The 18,041-nt window shown below is 59.7% G+C and carries 14 protein-coding genes and 1 riboswitch; of the genes, 3 read left to right on the forward strand and 11 right to left on the reverse strand.

All coding sequences use genetic code 11. From position 1 onward, the window contains the following. Window positions 1–18: 18 nt before the first annotated feature. From ABNF92_RS09655 to ABNF92_RS09670, 4 genes are read right to left on the reverse strand one after another with little or no spacing between them, the layout of a single operon-like run. Window positions 19–783 carry an ABC transporter ATP-binding protein gene (locus ABNF92_RS09655; RefSeq protein ID WP_349344024.1) on the reverse strand — a complete coding sequence of 255 codons (765 nt, stop codon included), beginning with the start codon at window positions 781–783 and terminating at the stop codon, window positions 19–21. After that, window positions 783–1,757, reverse strand: a complete 975-nt coding sequence (locus ABNF92_RS09660) for an iron ABC transporter permease (protein ID WP_349344025.1) — start codon at window positions 1,755–1,757, stop codon at window positions 783–785. Before ABNF92_RS09660 ends, ABNF92_RS09655 begins: the two co-directional genes overlap by 1 nt. Next, window positions 1,744–2,628 (reverse strand): cobalamin-binding protein, encoded by an 885-nt coding sequence (locus ABNF92_RS09665; RefSeq protein WP_349344026.1) that lies wholly within the window; start codon window positions 2,626–2,628, stop codon window positions 1,744–1,746. The genes ABNF92_RS09660 and ABNF92_RS09665 overlap by 14 nt, the downstream gene beginning before the upstream one ends. Window positions 2,629–2,658: 30 nt before the next feature. Continuing rightward, on the reverse strand, window positions 2,659–4,497 hold the full coding sequence (locus tag ABNF92_RS09670; RefSeq protein WP_136630727.1) for a TonB-dependent receptor: 1,839 nt from the start codon (window positions 4,495–4,497) through the stop codon (window positions 2,659–2,661). 134 nt (window positions 4,498–4,631) lie between these two features. Next, window positions 4,632–4,855: riboswitch (cobalamin riboswitch) on the reverse strand. Window positions 4,856–4,977: 122 nt separating this feature from the next. Between ABNF92_RS09670 and ABNF92_RS09675 the strand changes: the two genes are divergently transcribed. Continuing rightward, entirely contained in the window at window positions 4,978–6,852 is a 1,875-nt protein-coding gene (locus ABNF92_RS09675) for a putative nucleotidyltransferase substrate binding domain-containing protein (protein ID WP_349344027.1), read from the forward strand. Continuing rightward, window positions 6,845–7,573 carry a 3'-5' exonuclease gene (locus ABNF92_RS09680; protein WP_153634265.1) on the forward strand — a complete coding sequence of 243 codons (729 nt, stop codon included), beginning with the start codon at window positions 6,845–6,847 and terminating at the stop codon, window positions 7,571–7,573. The genes ABNF92_RS09675 and ABNF92_RS09680 overlap by 8 nt, the downstream gene beginning before the upstream one ends. On the opposite strand, the gene msrB is transcribed toward ABNF92_RS09680, so the two are convergent. From msrB to ABNF92_RS09695, 3 genes are all read right to left on the reverse strand, one after another. Beyond that, complete coding sequence (msrB, locus tag ABNF92_RS09685; protein WP_349344028.1) at window positions 7,568–8,785, reverse strand: peptide-methionine (R)-S-oxide reductase MsrB; 1,218 nt, start codon at window positions 8,783–8,785, stop codon at window positions 7,568–7,570. The genes ABNF92_RS09680 and msrB overlap by 6 nt on opposite strands. A 79-nt stretch (window positions 8,786–8,864) precedes the next feature. Further along, entirely contained in the window at window positions 8,865–10,343 is a 1,479-nt protein-coding gene (locus ABNF92_RS09690; protein WP_349344029.1) for an ATP-binding protein, read from the reverse strand. Between the two features lie 2 nt (window positions 10,344–10,345). Further along, window positions 10,346–11,047: a response regulator transcription factor gene (locus tag ABNF92_RS09695; RefSeq protein ID WP_349344030.1), complete on the reverse strand. Its 702-nt coding sequence runs from the start codon at window positions 11,045–11,047 to the stop codon at window positions 10,346–10,348. A gap of 158 nt (window positions 11,048–11,205) precedes the next feature. On the opposite strand from ABNF92_RS09695, the gene ABNF92_RS09700 reads away from it, so the two are divergent. Continuing rightward, window positions 11,206–11,787, forward strand: coding sequence for a QsdR family transcriptional regulator (locus tag ABNF92_RS09700; protein WP_209399263.1), 582 nt, complete (start codon window positions 11,206–11,208; stop codon window positions 11,785–11,787). Window positions 11,788–11,937: 150 nt separating this feature from the next. Here the strand turns inward: ABNF92_RS09700 and ABNF92_RS09705 are convergent, their stop codons facing one another. The 4 genes from ABNF92_RS09705 to ABNF92_RS09720 form a co-directional block, all read right to left on the reverse strand. After that, the gene (locus ABNF92_RS09705) at window positions 11,938–13,353 is read right to left on the reverse strand and encodes an aldehyde dehydrogenase family protein (RefSeq protein ID WP_349344031.1); all 1,416 of its coding nucleotides are present in this window, start codon (window positions 13,351–13,353) and stop codon (window positions 11,938–11,940) included. A gap of 10 nt (window positions 13,354–13,363) precedes the next feature. Beyond that, window positions 13,364–14,470, reverse strand: coding sequence for a Zn-dependent alcohol dehydrogenase (locus tag ABNF92_RS09710; protein ID WP_349344032.1), 1,107 nt, complete (start codon window positions 14,468–14,470; stop codon window positions 13,364–13,366). Between the two features lie 71 nt (window positions 14,471–14,541). Further along, on the reverse strand, window positions 14,542–15,726 hold the full coding sequence (locus ABNF92_RS09715) for an acetyl-CoA C-acyltransferase (RefSeq protein WP_349344033.1): 1,185 nt from the start codon (window positions 15,724–15,726) through the stop codon (window positions 14,542–14,544). Window positions 15,727–15,738: 12 nt separating this feature from the next. After that, the gene (locus ABNF92_RS09720; RefSeq protein WP_349344034.1) at window positions 15,739–17,832 is read right to left on the reverse strand and encodes a 3-hydroxyacyl-CoA dehydrogenase NAD-binding domain-containing protein; all 2,094 of its coding nucleotides are present in this window, start codon (window positions 17,830–17,832) and stop codon (window positions 15,739–15,741) included. Window positions 17,833–18,041 lie beyond the last annotated feature (209 nt).

Raw genomic sequence — 18,041 nt, forward strand, 5'->3', positions numbered from 1 at the left:
TGGATAAAGCCTCGCAATCTAGCCCGGCACAAACACCGGAAAGCCATCCAGTTCGGCAGATAGCAAACGCTGACCAAACAGGCTCTCAAGTGCAGAGGTTACCAGCATGTCGCGGGCCGGGCCCCAGCAGGCCTGCCCGTCGGGGTACAGGAGGAGGATCTGGTCGCACCATCGGGCGGCCAGGTTCAGGTCGTGCAGGCACATGAAGATTGCCTTGCCCTCCGCCGCTTGTTGGCGAAGCAGCTTCATAACGGCGGTCTGGTGTTGTAAATCCAGGTGATTGGTCGGCTCGTCGAGGAGCCAGATTTCCGGGCTTTGGGTCATCAGGGTGGCAATGGCGACCCGTTGGCGTTCGCCGCCGGAGAGGGTGTTCACCAGGCGATCCTTCAGGTGGATGACGTCCAGCGCTTCCAGTGCTTTTTCCGCAATCGCGAGATCCTCGCCACTCTCCATCTGCCAGGGGGATAACCAGGGGTGGCGGCCGATCAGGGCGGTCTCAAGGACCGTGGCCGGGAATCCATCCTGCCGGTCCTGGAATACCAGGCCCATCTGCTGCGAGACGGTCTTGCGGCGGATGTCGTGCAGCGGGGTGTCGTCGAGTAGCAGCTGCCCGCTTCTGGGCTCCCGCAATCCTGCCAGGGTATGCAACAAGGTGGTTTTACCCACACCGTTAGGGCCAAGAACGCCCCAGACCTGCCCGGGCTCTATGGCCAGATTCAGGGGGGCACCTGAGGCTCGCCCGGGAATATCGATCATCAGCGCTTCGGTGGCCAGGCGTGTCATCATCGGCTCCGATACAGCAGGTACAGGAAGGTTGGCACACCGATCAGTGCGGTGATCACGCCCACCGGCAATTGCTCCGGTGCAATCATTACCCGCGCCAGCGTGTCTGCCAGCACCAGCAGCGTGCCGCCGGCCAGTGCGCAGGCCGGCAGAATCAGCCGCTGGTCGTTCCCCAGCGCCAGCCGCAACATGTGGGGCACCACCAGGCCGACAAAGCCAACCGAACCGGCCATGGTGACGGCGGATGCGGTCAGCAGGCTGGCCATCAGGTAAATCGACCATTCCAGTGGCCGCACCGAAACGCCCAACGCCGCCGCCTGCAGGGAACCCCGGGCCAACACGTTCAGGGCCCGGCCCAGCGGAAACACCATCAGGCACACGAGCAAAAGAATAGTCAGTCCCGGCCAGGGCGTGGCTGCGTTGGAAAGATCGCCCATCAGCCAGTACAGCATGCCCGGTAATCGACTGGCCGGGGTCATCGAGAGGATCAGGGTAATGATGGCGCCCCAACCGGCGGCAACCACCACGCCGGTGAGCAACAGCCGCGAGGGCGTCCAGCTGCCACTGCCGTGGGCCAGACCAAACACCAGCAAGGTGGCCAGCATGGCACCGGCAAACGCGGAGCCGGACACCAGGAAACCGGCAGCGCCGGCCAGCATGGCCAGTAACGCACCCACGGCGGCACCGCCAGACAGCCCCAGCACATAAGGGTCGGCCAGGGGATTTCGCAACAAAACCTGCATCAAAGCCCCGGCTACGGCCAGCAAACCGCCTGTTGCAAAGGCACTCAGGGTGCGGGGCAGACGCAATTCAAGAATCAGCGTTTGCTGAAGTTCAGTGCCACTGCCGGTTATCACCCGCAGAGTGTCCCCAAAGCCGATGGCGGTGCTGCCGATACTGACGGAAAGCAGAGCCGCCAGAAAACCCGCCAGCAACAGAACAAAAAGCGGTTTGTACGGGCTAGAGATTGGCACGGGCCTGCTCCAGGGTCTGGCACAGGTGTCTGGCGCCGTCTGCCATACGTAGCGTGGGGCGCGCCAGCAGATCGGGTGGTTCCAGGAAGAGGTTGCCTGAGGCTACCGCGGCAAGGCCCGGGAACTCTCGCCAGGCCTCGAGCCATTGCCTGTCATCCGACGAGCCGGCCGTGATAATGGCTTCGGGGTTGGCTTCGAGCACCGCCTCCCGGCTGATCCGGGGCACCAGCCGTGGCAGCTCGCCAAACACATTCACGCCGCCGCACAGGGTTATGGCTTTGCTGATCAGTTCTTCCCGGTTCACGGTCATCAGGGGCTGGTCCCATATCTGATAGAACACCCTGACCGGTCTGGCATCGGCATACCGGGCTTTCAGTTCGGCCATCTCTGCGCGAAACGCTTCGGCCCGCTCGTTGCCGAGTTCGGGTGAGCCCGTCAGCAACGCCAGATCGGATACTGCCATCGCAATGTCGTCGAAGGTTCGCGGAGCAAGCCAGAGAACCGGAATACCAAGACCCGAAAGCCGTGCCAGCTGGCTGCGGGAATTGCCATCCACCCAGGCCACCACCAGGTCCGGTGCCATTGAAACGATCGCTTCCAGGTTCAGACGATTGCTGTCACCCACCTGCGGTAAGTTCTCCGCCTCTGGCGGGTAGTCGCTCCAGGCACTCGCCGCCACGACCTTTTCGCCGGCACCGGCGGAGAACAACAGCTCCGTGGCGCCCGGTGACAGAGAAACAATACGCTGCGCTGGCTCGGCCAGGCATACCTTCTGGTTCAGTGCATCGCGTGCGCAGGGTCCCTCGGCCAGCGCCAACGAGGGCGCAAGCAGAGACAGTACACACAGTGCAGCGAGCCAGAGGTGCCTCATAGAGGGCGGAAGCCTCTCAGATCAATGAATTTACTGCTGGAAATCATAGCGCACCGAGGCCATGAAGGTTCGGCCAGCAGCCAGGTAGTCGAACGGCGCGAAGGTCGCACTGTCATACCCGATGCTGGTGGCATAGCGACGATCCAGCACGTTATCAACCTTGAACGAGGCCGACCAGCCAGGCTGGAAATTCCAGGCCGCTCTCAGGTCTACCGTGCCATAGCCCGGGAGCAGACTGGTATTTGCCGCATCGTTGTAGCGGTCACTCTCAGCAATAAAGCTGGCGCCCACAGACCACTGGGAGAACAGGCGATCAATATCCAGACGCAGGTTCTTTTCTGCACGGCGCGGTAAACGGGCGCCGGTATCGCGGTTCTCGGTATCCGCGTAGGTTACTGCTGCCGCCAGATTCCAGTCAGCCGTCTCGATACCGGAAGAAACCTCAACGCCACGGATTCTGGCCGTCTCGACGTTTTCCATGGTGCCCTCAAAGGTCACCGGGTCAGACACGTAGGTAATCAGGTCTTTCACGTCGTTCTGATAAAGCGCAATGTCCCAGTACCACTGGTCATATCGCCCGGAGAAACCGGCTTCGACCATCTGCCCCTCTTCCGCATCGAGGTCAGGATTACCGGTGTAGAACGGCACCGTCAGGTAAAGGTCATTAAAGGTGGGTGCCCGGAACGATGTCGCATAGCTGAGGCGAAAGCGATGGGCGCGGTCCAGCTGGTGACCGAAGGCCACACCGCCAGTCTCCTCTTTGCCATAGGCCTCGTTGTCATCCAGACGCAGACTGAGCATCAGATCGGTGGCATCAAAGTTCAAACGGCCCTGACCGAAAACCGCGCTGTTGGTCCGGCTGTCCTCTGTGAAGTTACTGGTGCCATCGACTTCGTCAAGCATGACCTCCGTACCCAGAACCAGCTCATGAACACCGGCCGTCAGGGTGTTTTCCCAGCGCGCGGAGCGAGACAGGGTGTCGAACGTGCTCGGATTGGCTCCGAAGGTATCCTGTTCGTCACGGGCTTCCGAGAACTGGATCCGTGTGCGCCAGTAGTCACTGGCAACCGCTTCCAGATGCAGCCCCATGGCACGGATCAGGAAATCGGTATCACCGCCTTCAAACTCGGTATTACCTTCAGACTGGAACACCGTCAGCCCTGCGCCGCCGCCCTGGTCAAAACTGTGGCTCAGTTTGGCCAGGCCCCCAGCGTTCCGGAATCCTTTGTCCTCGCCGCCAGCACGCAGGTTCGTGCCATCGGTATCCGAATAAACGCCACCGGCCAGGAACGACGAACGGCCTTCCCGGCCAGCCAGTCCGGCCGTTACCTCACGGGTTTCATGGGAACCGCCTTTCAGCTCGCCCCAACCCTGGCGCCCGGCCTCGGGTTCCAGGGTGAACGCCTGGATGACGCCACCGACCGCATCGGCACCATAGAGGGAGCTCTTCGCGCCCCGCACCAGCTCAACCCGCTCCATCAATTCGGGAGGCAAAAACTGCCAGGGTGGGATACCCGCGGAGGCAGAGCGCAGGCGGATACCATCGAGAAGCAGCACGGTACCTGAGCTGCCCGCGCCGCGCAGGAAAACGCTGGTGGTCTTGCCGTAGCTGCCGTCCGATACCACGTTGATCCCCGGCTGGGCGCGCAGCAGGTCGCGGAATTCCGCGGGCTGTTGCCGATCAATATCCTCTTTTTCGATGACCGTCACTGAAGACAGGCTCTCGCCAACGGTCTTGGGGCCCAGTGTCGCGGTAACCACGATCGGATCCAGGGCATCGGATTCTGGAGAAGACTGGGCCGAAACGGCCAGAGGCAGGGCGGCCAGGGAAACGCCGGCCAACAAAACAGGGCATTGAATTCTGAACATAGAGCTTGCTCCGCACTCCGCGCGCACCCGCACGGGAATCTGGTTTTCGTTGCGGAACAGGGAGAAGGGGCAGGCGGTAGACTGGCAACAGAAAAGCGGAACCGGCATATCACCCACCCAGGTTGCCCACCGCAACATCGGGTGTTTTTCCAGGCCGGTCTCCGGGCTGGCAGGCGGAACCTGGGGTTCCCGGGCAATCACCTTCCCATGTCTTGGAGACACAGTGGCGCATAGATTGCCGTTGTCCTGCTTACCGTTGCGGGGGCAGCATCGGACTTGCACTGGCTGTGCCAGGCTCACCGATTTCCCGTTTCATCCGTCGCGCTTTGCGACGGACACCTGAAAAAAGTGTGGCAAGGCTAGCAACACCGGGGTAACCGGTCAATGAAATCCATCAAAGGTCGACATGGTCGCAGGCTTCTGCCACTGCTATATTCCTTGACTGACAATCACTTTTTCTTCGCCAGAACAGGGAGTTTTATGCAGGCCGAGCTGGTCGACATCCGCAATCACATGGCTCAATACCCGCCGTTCGACGAGATGACCGAGGAACTGCTCGACCGGGTGGTTGGCGACATAGAGGTTGTTTACTTCAAGGCCGGGAGCCAGATTCTGGAACTGGGTGATCCCAGCAGCTGGCTGTTCTACGTACGCAGTGGTGCAGTAGAGATCTATCGGCGCACCGGAGAACTCTACAACCGGATCAGCGAGGGTGAAGTCTTCGGCCAGTTTGGCCTGCTGATGAACCGGAAAGTTCGCTTTCCCGCCAAAGCCCTCGAAGACGTTCTGCTGTACAAGATTCCTTACGATACGTTCCAGTACCTCTGGGAAAACGACGACAACTTTGCCGATTTCGTTGAGATCGAGGACCGAAGCCGCCTGCGCTCCGCTGTATCCCGGCGGGAAAAATCCAACCAGCTCATGACCTCCAAGGTCACCCGGCTGATTTCCCGGGAGCCGGTGTCCGCCCCCCACACCGTCCGACTGCAGGAAGCAGCGCGGATTATGACCGAGCACGGCGTCTCGGCACTGCTGCTGATGGACGAGGAGGGCGACAAGCCCTTGCTCAAGGGCATCATCACCGACCGCGACCTGCGCACCCGGGCCCTCAGCGAGGCATTAGCCTCCGAAACGCCTATCAGCGAGATCATGTCGGAGGATCTGATCACCATCCGTTCGAACATATTCATCTTTGAGGCCATGCTCACCATGCTGCACAACAATGTGCACCACCTGCCGGTGATGGATGGTGATGAGGTTCGCGGCGTCATTGCGCTGTCTGACATCGTGAAGTACGAGAGCCAGAGCAGCCTTTACCTGGTCAGCAACATCTACCACCAGCAGGATGTGAAAGGCCTGAAGAAAATCAGCCTGGATGTGCGGGACAGCTTTGTTCGCATGGTGAATGAAGACGCCAACTCCCACATGATTGGCAGTGCCATGGCCGGGATCGGGCGCAGCTTTACCCAGCGCCTGCTGGCCCTGGGCGAGGAGAAACTGGGGCCGCCACCCGTGCCCTATTGTTTTATGGCGCTGGGGTCCATGGCGCGGGACGAACAGCTGGTTGTTACCGACCAGGATAACGCCATGATTCTGGACGACAGCTTCGTGCCGGAAGAGCACGATGAGTACTTCCTGGCACTGGCGAAATTTGTCAGCGATGGCCTTGCGGAGTGCGGCTACACCTACTGCACCGGCGACATCATGGCCACCAACCAGAAATGGCGGCAGCCACTGCGGGTCTGGAAGGACTACTTCACCGACTGGATTGATAACCCCAAGGCCGAAGCCTTGTTAAACAGCAACATCTTCTTTGATCTGGACGGTATCTACGGGGAAACCGACTTTGCCGAACAACTGAAAACTCTGGTGGCCGAAAAGGCCAGCAACAGCCAGCGGTTCCTGGCAATGCTGGCCCGCAATGCCCTGAACCGCACGCCCCCGATCGGCTTTTTCCGGACTTTCGTGCTGGAAGAAGATGGCAAGCACCAGAAGACCTTCAACCTGAAACGTCGGGGTACGGCGCCCCTGTCAGACCTGATCCGGGTTCACGCCCTGGCCTGCGGCTCCCGCGCACAGAACTCGTTCGAGCGTTTGAAAGCCATCGGCAACACCAAGCTGCTGCTGGAGGATGATCTGGGCAACCTTAGGGACGCCCTGGAGTTCATCTCCATCGTTCGCATCCGCCACCAGGCCCTGGCCATCGAGGCTGGCCGGCAGCCGGACAACAACGTTCGGCCCGAGGACCTTTCACCGTTTGAGCGCAGCCATCTGAAAGACGCCTTCCAGGTGGTCAGCGGTGCCCAGAAGTTCCTGAAATTCCGGTATCACGCCACGGTGGCTCGTAATGTCTAGTGAGGAGCAGGCCGGGAATTCTGTTACACGCCTGCCATGGCCCGAGCAGTTCGAAGCCCTGGCTGAGCAAAGCAAGTCACCGATTCTGAAAGCCTTTTACGAAAGCGGGTGTGTGTCGCCGGAGACGCCCATGTCCGACGTGCCTTTTGTCGCGCTCGATTTCGAGACGACCGGCCTGGACGCCAGTCAACATTCGATTGTCAGTATCGGCCTTGTACCGTTCACCCTCGATGGCATCCAGTTGGGAAAGGCCCGCCACTGGATCGTGCGGCCCAAGCTTCCGTTGCACCAGACCTCAATCACGATTCACGGCATTACCCACAGTGATATCGACCAGGCACCCGATATGAAAGATATCCTGAAGGACCTGTTTGCCTGCCTGAACGGTCGTATTCCCGTGGTCCACTATCGCAACATCGAGAGATCGTTCTTTGACGTCGCACTGCAATGGCGACTGGGGGAAGGCATCCGGTTTCCGTTGATCGATACCATGGCTATCGAGGCGCATCTGCACCCGGACCGTAATCCGTCACGCTGGCAACGATTGCTGGGGAAAAAGCCCGTGTCCATTCGACTGGCTGACAGCCGGCTGCGTTATGGGCTGCCCCATTATGCCGCCCATAACGCCCTGATTGATGCGGTTGCCACCGCCGAATTGCTGCAAGCACAGGTATTGCACCATTTCAGCCGGGAGACCCGTATCGGGGATCTCTGGCTATGATGCCGGTTTGACGTCGTCAATCCACTTGCCATAGCCGGCCTCTGCCATCTGCTCCAGCGGGATGAAGTCCATCGCCGCAGAGTTCATGCAGTAGCGCAACCCGGTCGGCGCGGGACCATCATTGAACACATGCCCAAGGTGGGAGTCCGCGTGAACGCTGCGGATTTCCGTGCGGGTCATGAAGAACGAATTGTCTTCACGTTCCACCACTGCATCAGGGGTGATCGGCCGGGTAAAGCTGGGCCAGCCGGTGCCGGATTTGTACTTGTCGCGGGATGAGAACAGGGGTTCGCCCGAGACAATATCCACGTAAAGCCCTGGCTTCTTGTTGTCCCAGTACTTGTTATTGAACGCAGGCTCGGTGCCGTCTTCCTGTGTAACCTCGTACTGCATATCGGTCAGGCGCTGTTTCAGCGCCTCCTGGCTCGGCTTTTCAAAGCTTTCCTGGTCAAAGCCACTGCCCATCTGGCCGGATTGTTTATTGCCGCTGTCACTGCCCACCAGGTTGTCACTGGAATCCACCGTGGCGTTCTCCTGGAAACGGGTGTAATCAAGCTCGTAGTCTTCACCATACACCTTCTCGATAAACTGGTAGCGGCCAGAGTTGAAGGTGTAGAAGTTGTAACGCACCGGGTTCTTGTCGTAGTAATCCTGGTGGTATTCCTCGGCCTCATAGAACTTCTCAAATGGCACGATTTCAATCACCACGGGCTTCTCGTAAACGCCGGAAGCCTTTAACTCTGCAACGGCTTCCTCGGCCAGGCGCTTCTGCTCGGCGTTGTGGTAGAAAATAGCGGGCCGGTACTGCTGGCCTCGGTCCACGAACTGGCCCTGATTATCGGTCGGGTCCATCATCCGCCAGAGCGCTTGCAACAGCCCCTCGTAGGTCATTTCGTTCGGGTCGTAATAGACCTGTACCGCTTCGGTGTGGCCAGTCTGCCCCGAGGCAACCTGCTTGTAGGAAGGATTTGCCTCGTCGCCACCGGCATAGCCGGAGACAGCTTCCACCACGCCCGGCACCCGTTTTTCGTACCCGGCTTCGACACACCAGAAACAGCCACCAGCGAAAGTTGCCACCGCCAGGCCTGGCTGATCCGGTGCATACATGCTCATCTGCGACTCCGACTTTTCGGCAATCGCGTTGGTGGTGACAAGTCCGGCGACAGAGACCAGCGCCAGTGCCGAAAAAATACCCACAATCTTGCGTTTCATCAGACTTCTCCTTAACGTGATTCCATTCCTAAAGCGTAAGGTCGCGGATTCACGAAAACGTTCATCAGGTGTTACGAATTCATAACGTTGTGGATTTTTCGGCGGCCAGGGGGAGCCAGACCGTGAACACGGCCCCATCGGCGTTGCGAACAGAGAGTTTTCCCTGCTGCAGTGACACCATTCTCTGGGCAATGGCCAGGCCAAGGCCGGCATGTCCTGTTCGGGAAGCGCCAGTAGCCTGATAGAAAGGTTCGAAGATGTGTTCCAGGTCCTCATCATTGATGCCGGGCCCGGCGTCCGCGACAGTGATCATGGCATCGCCCTCCCCTTCGCCAACGCCCAGCGTAATCGCCGAGTTCTTTGGCGAATGGCTGATGGCGTTGCTGATCAGGTTATCCAACACTCGCTCGGTCATGGCAATGTCCGCCAGCACCTGGACCGGCGCCACGGAGACAATCGAGAGCTCAACACCCGCGTGCTCCGCCTCAGGCTGATGTTTCTGCACCACATCATGCAGGAGTTCGGCAACCACAAACGGTTCCGTTTTCGGCTGCTTTTCCCGGGCATCCAACGCCGCAAGCTCGAACAGTTCCTCCACCAGGCGACCTAGCCTGTGACTCTCGGCCAGGGCCACATCCAGGAACCGGGCACGCTCATCGGCGCCAAGCGTGTCCTGTTTCAGCCTCAAGGCTTCGATATAACCCTGAACGGACGCCAGGGGCGTTCGCAAATCATGGGAGACCTGGGCAACCAGTTGGCGGCGCTGGGCATCCTTGTGCTTCAGTAGATCCAGCTGGGCAACAATCCGCTGCGCCATCTGATCAAACCGGGCGGCCAGATAATCAATGTCATCGCCCTTGCCAGCAACCGCAGACGTGCTCTCTGGAGACATTTCCCGCTCGAAGGATTCTACCCTTTCGGTCAACCGAGACAGCCGACGCGTCAGCAGCCGGAAAAACACCAGGCCGGCCAGCAAACCGACGAACAGGCTCACCGCCAGCGCGCCTGCGCCCATCTGCAGGAGGCGGTTACTGTGCACCATGCTCTCGGCCAGATCGTATTCCTCACCCCGCAGAACCACATAGAGGTAGCCTGACGGGTTTTCAGCCGATGGAACGGGCGTTACCGAAAAGACCTTTCGCCGGTCGTGGCTGCGCGGGTCATCACCGGGAAGCGGATAGGCGTCAGGGTTTTCGATCAGGGTCTGGATTGGTTCCAGGGACACACGGTTGCGCTTGATCTTGGCCGGATCCGCAGAGTAGGAAAGGATGTTGCCGTCAGTATCCAGCAGATAGATCTCGATGCTCGGATTGATCGTCATGTACAGCTCGAACAGCTGCTTCAGGGCGTCCCGATTGAGCTCGCCGTCGGTGACCAGGTTGCGGTCCGACACCAGATTACGGGCAAGATCCCGGTTCAGTTGCTGGTTCACCGCGGCCGAGTATTCCCGCACCGAAGACAGGCTCAGAAAGGTGAAGAGGCCTCCTACCACCAGCAACAACAGGAACAGACCAATGGCCAGCCGGGCATAGAGGGTTCTGAAGACAGACAGGGCCATGATCAATCCATGAACCGATAGCCAACGCCCCAGACCGTCTGGACATATCGGGGCTCGGCGGCGTCGGCTTCAATCTTGTTGCGTAGGCGGTTGATATGGGTGTTCACGGTGTGCTCGTAGCCCTCATGGTTGTAGCCCCAGACGGCATCAAGCAACTGGGCCCGGCTGAAAACCCGGCCCCGATGGGAGGCAAAGTGCCAGAGCAGGTCGAACTCGCGGGCGGTCAGGTCCACCTCCTTCTCATCGACAAAGACCCGCCGGCGAACCGGGTCGATTTTTAGCCCATCCACCTGAATCTCTTCAACTTCCTTGCTTGCGGACGAGCCCTGAGAGAGTGCGTCTACCCGTCGGAAAAGCGCTTTGATGCGGGCTGCCAGCTCCGCCACGCTGAAAGGTTTCGTCAGGTAATCGTCCGCGCCCATTTCCAGGCCCAGAACCCGATCCAGTTCCGTGCTTTTTGCCGTCAGCATCAGAACTGGTACGTAGCCCGGGCAGGCACGAATCTCCCGGCACACGGCGAGACCATCCAGGCCGGGCAGCATCAAATCCAGGATCACCAGATCGATGCCACCCTCACGGAACCGCTCCAGACCGGTATCACCCCGGTCCATCAGAACCGCCTTCATACCCAGATCCGACACCTGCATACGCACCAGCTCACCGATGCCGGGATTGTCTTCGATAATCAGTACCGTTCGTGTCATCGTAAGGGGCTCACTGCCTTCCCTGTATCGTTCGTTGCGTTCAGAGCAGAGTGTAGGCGGAAAAGTTCACAAAACCATCACGACCTTTGGAAACCGCCCACATAGCCGGCTCCGGGTTTAGCCGTTAAAATGAATCCAAATTCGGGCATGAGGTTTCAGTGGCAGACAAAACCGTAACCAGGGCAACACCGGCCGAGGCTTTCAAGCGGGCACGTCGCATGTGGCTCAAGGGTGAACGCATTCACCTGGCGCCGCTGGCCGATGAACTCGGAATTGGCCGGGCTACCCTGTTTCGCTGGGTGGGCAACAAGGATCTGCTGGTCGGCGAGATTCTCTGGTCTCTGTACGAACCTCTCTGGCGACAGGCCATGACGGAGACACCTGGCGTCGGTGTGGACTATATCGTCGGCGTATACCGACGCACCAACTCCACCATCCTGCGTTTCGAGCCGCTGCGCCGTTTTATCAACCAGGACCCGGAATACGCCCTGAAGATCCTTACCTCGTCCCAGTCGATCCTCCACACCCGTACAGTGGAGACCAACACACGGATGCTGAAGGACCAGGTAGCAGCTGGTCACATCAAGCCGCCAATGAACATCTTCAGCCTGTCTTACTTCATGATTAGACTGGCAGAATCCTGCCTGTACAGCGACATCATCGCTGGGCGCGAACCAAGGGAGGCCGAATTGGAGGATGCCTGTACGGCCGTGCGGATTTTGCTTGGAGGAAAAGCATAGAGCGGATGACTCAGAACGCGCTCAGGTCCGGGGTGGGGTACCTTTTCTGGCGGGAAAAAATGTCTGAGCAAAGCGAGTTGTTTTTCCCAGAAGAAAAGGTACCCCACCTCGGGCCCAGCCCGCGTCTCAGCAGGCCAGGCACATAGACGTTTACAGCTGAAGCGACCGAACTTCCAGAAACTCCTCCAGGCCCCATTTGCCGAATTCCCGGCCAATACCAGAGTGGCCAAACCCGCCGAACGGTGCCATCGGGTTGAACGCGCCACCATTGACGAATACCTGACCAGTGCGCAGTTTGCTGGCGATTTTCTTGGCTTTGGCATCGTCGCCAGACCAGACCGCACCGGATAGCCCGTACTGGGTGCCGTTGGCAATTTTCACCGCTTCGGCTTCATCGTTGTAGGGAATAACGCACAGCACCGGCCCGAAGATTTCCTCCTGGGCGATGCGGCTGTCCGGCTTGACGTTACCAAAGACGGTCGCCTTGACGAAGTAACCTTTCTCGCATCCCTCGGGCGCTTCCGGGCCACCGGCGACCAGCTTGGCGCCCTCCTCGATACCCAGCTTGATGTAATCGATCACCTTGTCACGCTGCTGGGCAGAGGACAGCGGGCCCAAGCGGGTGGTTTCTTCCAGCGGATTACCCGGCGTCATTTTGGCCACAGCCGCGGCGGCCAGTTCGCAGGCCTCGTCGTGCTTGTCGGCCGGAACCAGCATGCGGGTGAGTGCGGTGCAGGTCTGACCGGAATTCAGCAGGCAGTTGTTGATGGTGCCTTTGACGGCTGCCGCGAGGTCCGCGTCCGGGAGGATCACAGAGGCCGATTTACCACCCATTTCCAGGGCATAACGCTTGAAGTCATCGGCAGCGGCATGGGCAATCAGGTTGCCGGTGCGTGTGGAACCAGTGAAGGACACCATGCGCACATCCGGGTGTTTGATCAGGGTATCGCCCGCGGTGTGGCCATAGCCGCACACCATGTTGAAGACGCCCTTGGGCAAGTCGGTGCCATCGAGGATCTCGGCGAGGATAAACGCCGTCTGGGGAGCGATCTCGGAAGGCTTGAGCACTACGGTGCAACCGGCGGCAATCGCCGGGACGATTTTCAGGATCACCTGGTGCAGCGGGTAGTTCCAGGGGGTAATGCAGCCAACCACACCCACCGGGGTGTACTGCACCTCGGAGTTGCCGGACTGTTCGGTAAACGGGTAGTCGGGCAGCAGTTTCAGGTAGCTCTTGGTCACTGCAGCCGGCATGCCGGCCTGGATCTGCGTGGCCAGTTTGATGGGCATGCCCACTTCCCGGCAGACGGTCTCGGCAATTTCCGGCGCGCGCTCTTTCAGGCCCGCGTGCAGCTGCTCCAGCACCTTGATCCGCTCGTCCAGGGAGCTTTCCGACCAGCTTTCGAAAGCGGCATCCGCGGCGGCAATGGCCTGTTCCATTTCATCCGCGCCAGCGGCGGGAACGCGAGCAATCACGTCGCCTGTGCCCGCTTCGTGAACGTCGATCATGTCACCGGCCCAGCTAACCCATTGGCCGTTGATGTAGTTCCTGTTCAGCTCGTTCATGCTTCCCCCTTCATTCAAATACGATAACGCCTCGGGCGTTCTTTCCTGCCACCATATCATCGAACGCCTGCACGGCGTCCTCTATGGGGTAGGTTCGGGTAACCAGTTCATCCAGCTTGAGTTTACCAGCCTTGTATAGACCCAGGATTCTGGGGAAATCGTGCTGTGGACGGGCCGAACCCAGCCAGCTGCCTTTCAGGGTGCGCTCATCGGCGGGCAGAGTGAGCGTGGTCAGCGAGGTCTTGTCCTTCGGATCTGCTACGCCCACCACCACGGCGGTACCACCACGGCCGAGACTCTTATACGCCTGTTCCACCACTGGCCCGGCACCGACGCATTCGAAGGCGTAGTCGACGCCACCAGTCATTTTTTTCACGGCCTTGGCGGCGTCTTCCACCTCGTTGATATTCACGGTGTGGGTGGCGCCGAACTCTTTGGCCATCGCCAGCTTGACGGGGTTGCTGTCTACCGCCACGATCATCTCGGCGCCAGCGGTCACGCAGCCCTGAATGGCGTTAAGGCCAACGCCGCCGATGCCAAACACAGCCGCCCGGGAACCAGGTTCCAGTTTTGCGGTGTTGAAAACAGCACCGACACCGGTCATCACGGCACAGCCTACCAGGGCGGCGTTCTGCATCGGCACGGTTTCATCCACTTTGACGCAGTTGTCCACGTGCATGGTGGCGAACTCCGCCATCACGCCGCAGGCGCCAAAGACATTCAGGGGCTCGCCGTCCGCGCCTTTGGTTCGCACCGTCCCATCCGGCAGGTTGAACATGGCCTTGCGGGCGTTCTCGCAGAGAACCGGGCGGCCACGGACACACTGGCTGCATTTTCCGCACATGGAGATGAAGGTGCTCACCACATGGTCGCCTTCCTTGAAGGCCGTGACGCCCTCACCGACTTCAACAATCACACCGGCGGCTTCGTGCCCTAATACCAGGGGAGGCGGGTAGGGAATCTTGCCCGTCGTGGCAGACAGATCGCTGTGGCAGACGCCGCAGGCCGCGATCTTGATGGTGATTTCATCCCGCTTGGGGCCTTCCACCGTAATCGTCTCCACCTGAACAGGCTGGCCCCATTCCCGGCAGACGACGGCTTTTGCTTGTCTGTCCATGTTTCTCCCCTTTAGGTGAACAAGGGGTCAGAAAAACGCTTTTTCTGGCCCCGATTTCATACAGGTCGGCTTCAAACCACTTCGAACAAGCCGGCAGCACCCTGACCGCCGCCGATGCACATGGTAATCACCACGTATTTCGCGCCCCGGCGCTTGCCTTCAATCAGCGCGTGGCCTGTTTGGCGGGCGCCGGTGACACCGAAGGGATGACCGATAGAGATCGAACCACCGTTTACGTTCAGCTTCTCCATGGGAATGCCCAGGCGGTCACGGCAGTAAATCACCTGGGACGCGAAGGCTTCGTTCAGCTCCCACAGATCGATGTCGTCCATGGTCAGACCGTTGCGCTCGAGCAGGCGCGGGATCGCATACACCGGGCCGATGCCCATCTCATCCGGCTCGCAGCCTGCAACAGCAAAGCCCCGGAAAATCCCCATGGGTTCGATGTTGTGCTTCTCGGCGTAGGTGCTGTTCATTACGGTGCATACCGAGGCGCCGTCCGACAGCTGGCTGGCATTGCCCGCCGTGATGAACTGCTCCGGGCCGCGCACCGGCTCCAGACCCGCCAAGCCCTCAAGCGTGGTGCTCGGGCGATTGCATTCGTCCCCGGTCAGGGTCACCTGCTTTTCACTGACCTCACCGGTTTCCTTGTCCTTCACCAGCATGGTGGCATCGAAAGGCACGATCTCATCGTCAAACTTTCCAGCCTGCTGGGCCGCCGCCGTGCGCTGCTGGGAAATCAGCGAATACTCATCCTGGGCTTCGCGACTGACATTGTAGCGCTCGGCCACGATATCCGCCGTCTCGATCATCGACAGATACAGCTCCGGCTTGTTTTTCATCAGCCACTCGTTGGTGGCGTGAAAGCGGTTGATCTTGTCGTTCTGCACCAGGGAGATGGACTCAACGCCCCCGGCCACCATGGCCGGCACCTTCTCGGACACGACGCGCTGGGCAGCCAGGGCGATGGACTGCAGCCCCGAGCTGCAGAACCGGTTGATGGAGAAGCCGGCTGTAGTCACCGGAAGACCGGCGCGAATGGCCGCCAGACGGGCAATATTGCGACCCTGTGCGCCCTCCTGGTAGGCCGCCCCCATGATCACGTCTTCCACAATGGCCGGATCAATCCCGGCACGATCAACGGCGTGTTTGATCACGTGCCCCGCCATATCAACACTGTGGGTGTTATTCAGAGAGCCCCGGTAGGATTTGGCAAGACCGGTGCGCGCAGTGGAAACGATGACTGCATCAGACATAGCAATACTCCTTTAAAGATCGCCGAATTTACGGCCTTCAGCAACCAACTTCGCCAGCAAAGCCGCCGGCTCCCACTGCTCACCACCAACGGCTTCCTGGTACTTCTTCACTGCCGAAAGAATGGTGTCCAGGCCTTCCTGATCAGCCCAGAACATGGGGCCACCGCGGTAGGCCGGGAAGCCGTAGCCATAGATCCAGACGATGTCGATATCGATGGGACGGTCAGCGATACCCTCTTCGAGGATCTTGGCGCCTTCGTTGACCATTACATACATGCAACGCTCAAGGATTTCCTGGTCGGAGATTTCGCGCGGAGTAATGCCCTGCTCCTTGCGGAACTCCTCGATCAGCCGCTCCACCTCCGGGTCCGGGATCGGCTTGCGGCTGCCTTCCTCGTACTTGTAGACGCCCGCCTGGGTCTTCTGGCCCAGACGGCCCTGCTCGGCGAGTTTGTCCATCCAGCTGGCCGGGATATCCTCGCCGGCCTTGCGGCGCTCCTCGCGGATGCGGTAACCGACATCGATACCGGCCAGATCGGACATGGCGAACTGCCCCATGGGGAAGCCCAGATCGGTCAAAACCTTATCTACCTGTTGCGGGGTGGCACCCTCATCCACCAGGGACATGGCCTCGGTACCACGCTTGTGCAGCATCCGGTTGCCGACGAAGCCGTAGCAATTACCGACCATGACGCCGACTTTCTTGATCTTCTTGGCGACCGCCATCACGGTGGCCTTCACCTCGTCGGAAGTCTTGCTGCCGCGCACGTTCTCCAGCAGCTTCATCACGTTGGCCGGGCTGAAGAAGTGCATGCCCACAACGTCCTCGGGACGTTTGGTGGCGGATGCGATCTCGTCGATGTCGAGGGTGGAGGTATTGGAGGCCAGGATGGCGCCGGGTTTGCAGACCTCATCCAGCTTGGCAAAGATCTCCTTCTTAATGGCCATGTTCTCGAACACCGCCTCGATCACCAGATCAACATCCCGGAAATCGTCGTAGGTCAGGCTCGGCGTGATCAGCGCCATACGCTGCTCGACCTGTTCCTGGGTGAGCTTGCCCTTCTTCGCAGAGTTCTCGTAGTTGCGGCGAATGATCGCCAGGCCCTTGTCCAACGCTTCCTGTTTAACCTCAACGATGGTGACCGGAATACCCACGTTGGCGAAGTTCATGGCAATACCGCCGCCCATGGTGCCGGCGCCAATGATGCCCACGCTTTTCACGTCACGAACCGGCGTGTCCTTGGACAGCCCCTTGACTTTGGAGACCTCACGCTCGCCAAAGAAGGAATGGATAAGGCCCGCTCGCTGGGGCGATTCCATGCACTCCATGAACAGTTCACGCTCGCGCTTCATGCCTTCCTCGAAAGGCAGGTTGAAGGCTGCTTCCACGGCATCGACACACTTGAACGGGGAGAACAGGCCGCGGGCCCGTTTTTTCAGGCCTTCGCGAAACTGGCCGAAAACATCGCTGCCCTTTTCCGCGTCGATCTTGTCGGTGATGTCCCGAACGCGGCGCACCGGCTTGCCTTCGTCGATCACGTTCTGCGCGTAGGCCATGCCGACAGCGCGGATATCGTCGCCATCTTCCACGGCATCCAGAATGCCGAGGGCCAGGGCGTCTTTGGCCCCGACGAACTCACCGGTGGTGATCATTTCCAATGCCTTCTGGGCACCGGTCAGGCGCGGCAGGCGCTGGGTGCCACCGGCGCCGGGCAGCAGCCCCAGTTTCACTTCCGGCAGGCCCACCTTGGCGCTGCTCAGGGCTACCCGGTAATGGCAGCTCAACGCGGTTTCCAGACCACCACCCAGGGCCGTGCCATGGATGGCGGCGACCAGCGGCTTGTCGCTGTTTTCGAAGGTGTTGACCAGTGTCGGCAGTGTAGGCTCCTGCATGGGCTTGCCAAATTCACGGATGTCGGCACCGGCAATGAAGGTGCGCCCTTCGCAGACCAGCAGAAGCGCCTTGGCTTCCGCATCTTTTTGCCCCTGTTCCAGGGCTGCGAGCAGACCGGAACGAACAGCCTGGCCGAGGGCATTTACCGGCGGGTAGTTCACGGTAATGACGCCGATGTTGCCTTCCCGGTTATAGCTAACGACCTCAGACATGATTTCTCCTCGCATTCTTTCTGAAATATGATTTTAACTAGCGAAACATGCGTACGATTTAATACAAGTTCGTTGGTGGTTTCAACCATCCATTAAACTACAGGCACAAAAAAACCGCAGTCTTTACTCTGCGGTTTTTTTGGTTTGGAGCTTGTCGGGAGGTGGCGAGTAGGCCCTACAGAAACACGCTGTGAATACGTCCGTGTACG

This window comes from Marinobacter sp. MMG032, assembly GCF_040112695.1.
Lineage (GTDB): Bacteria > Pseudomonadota > Gammaproteobacteria > Pseudomonadales > Oleiphilaceae > Marinobacter > Marinobacter salsuginis.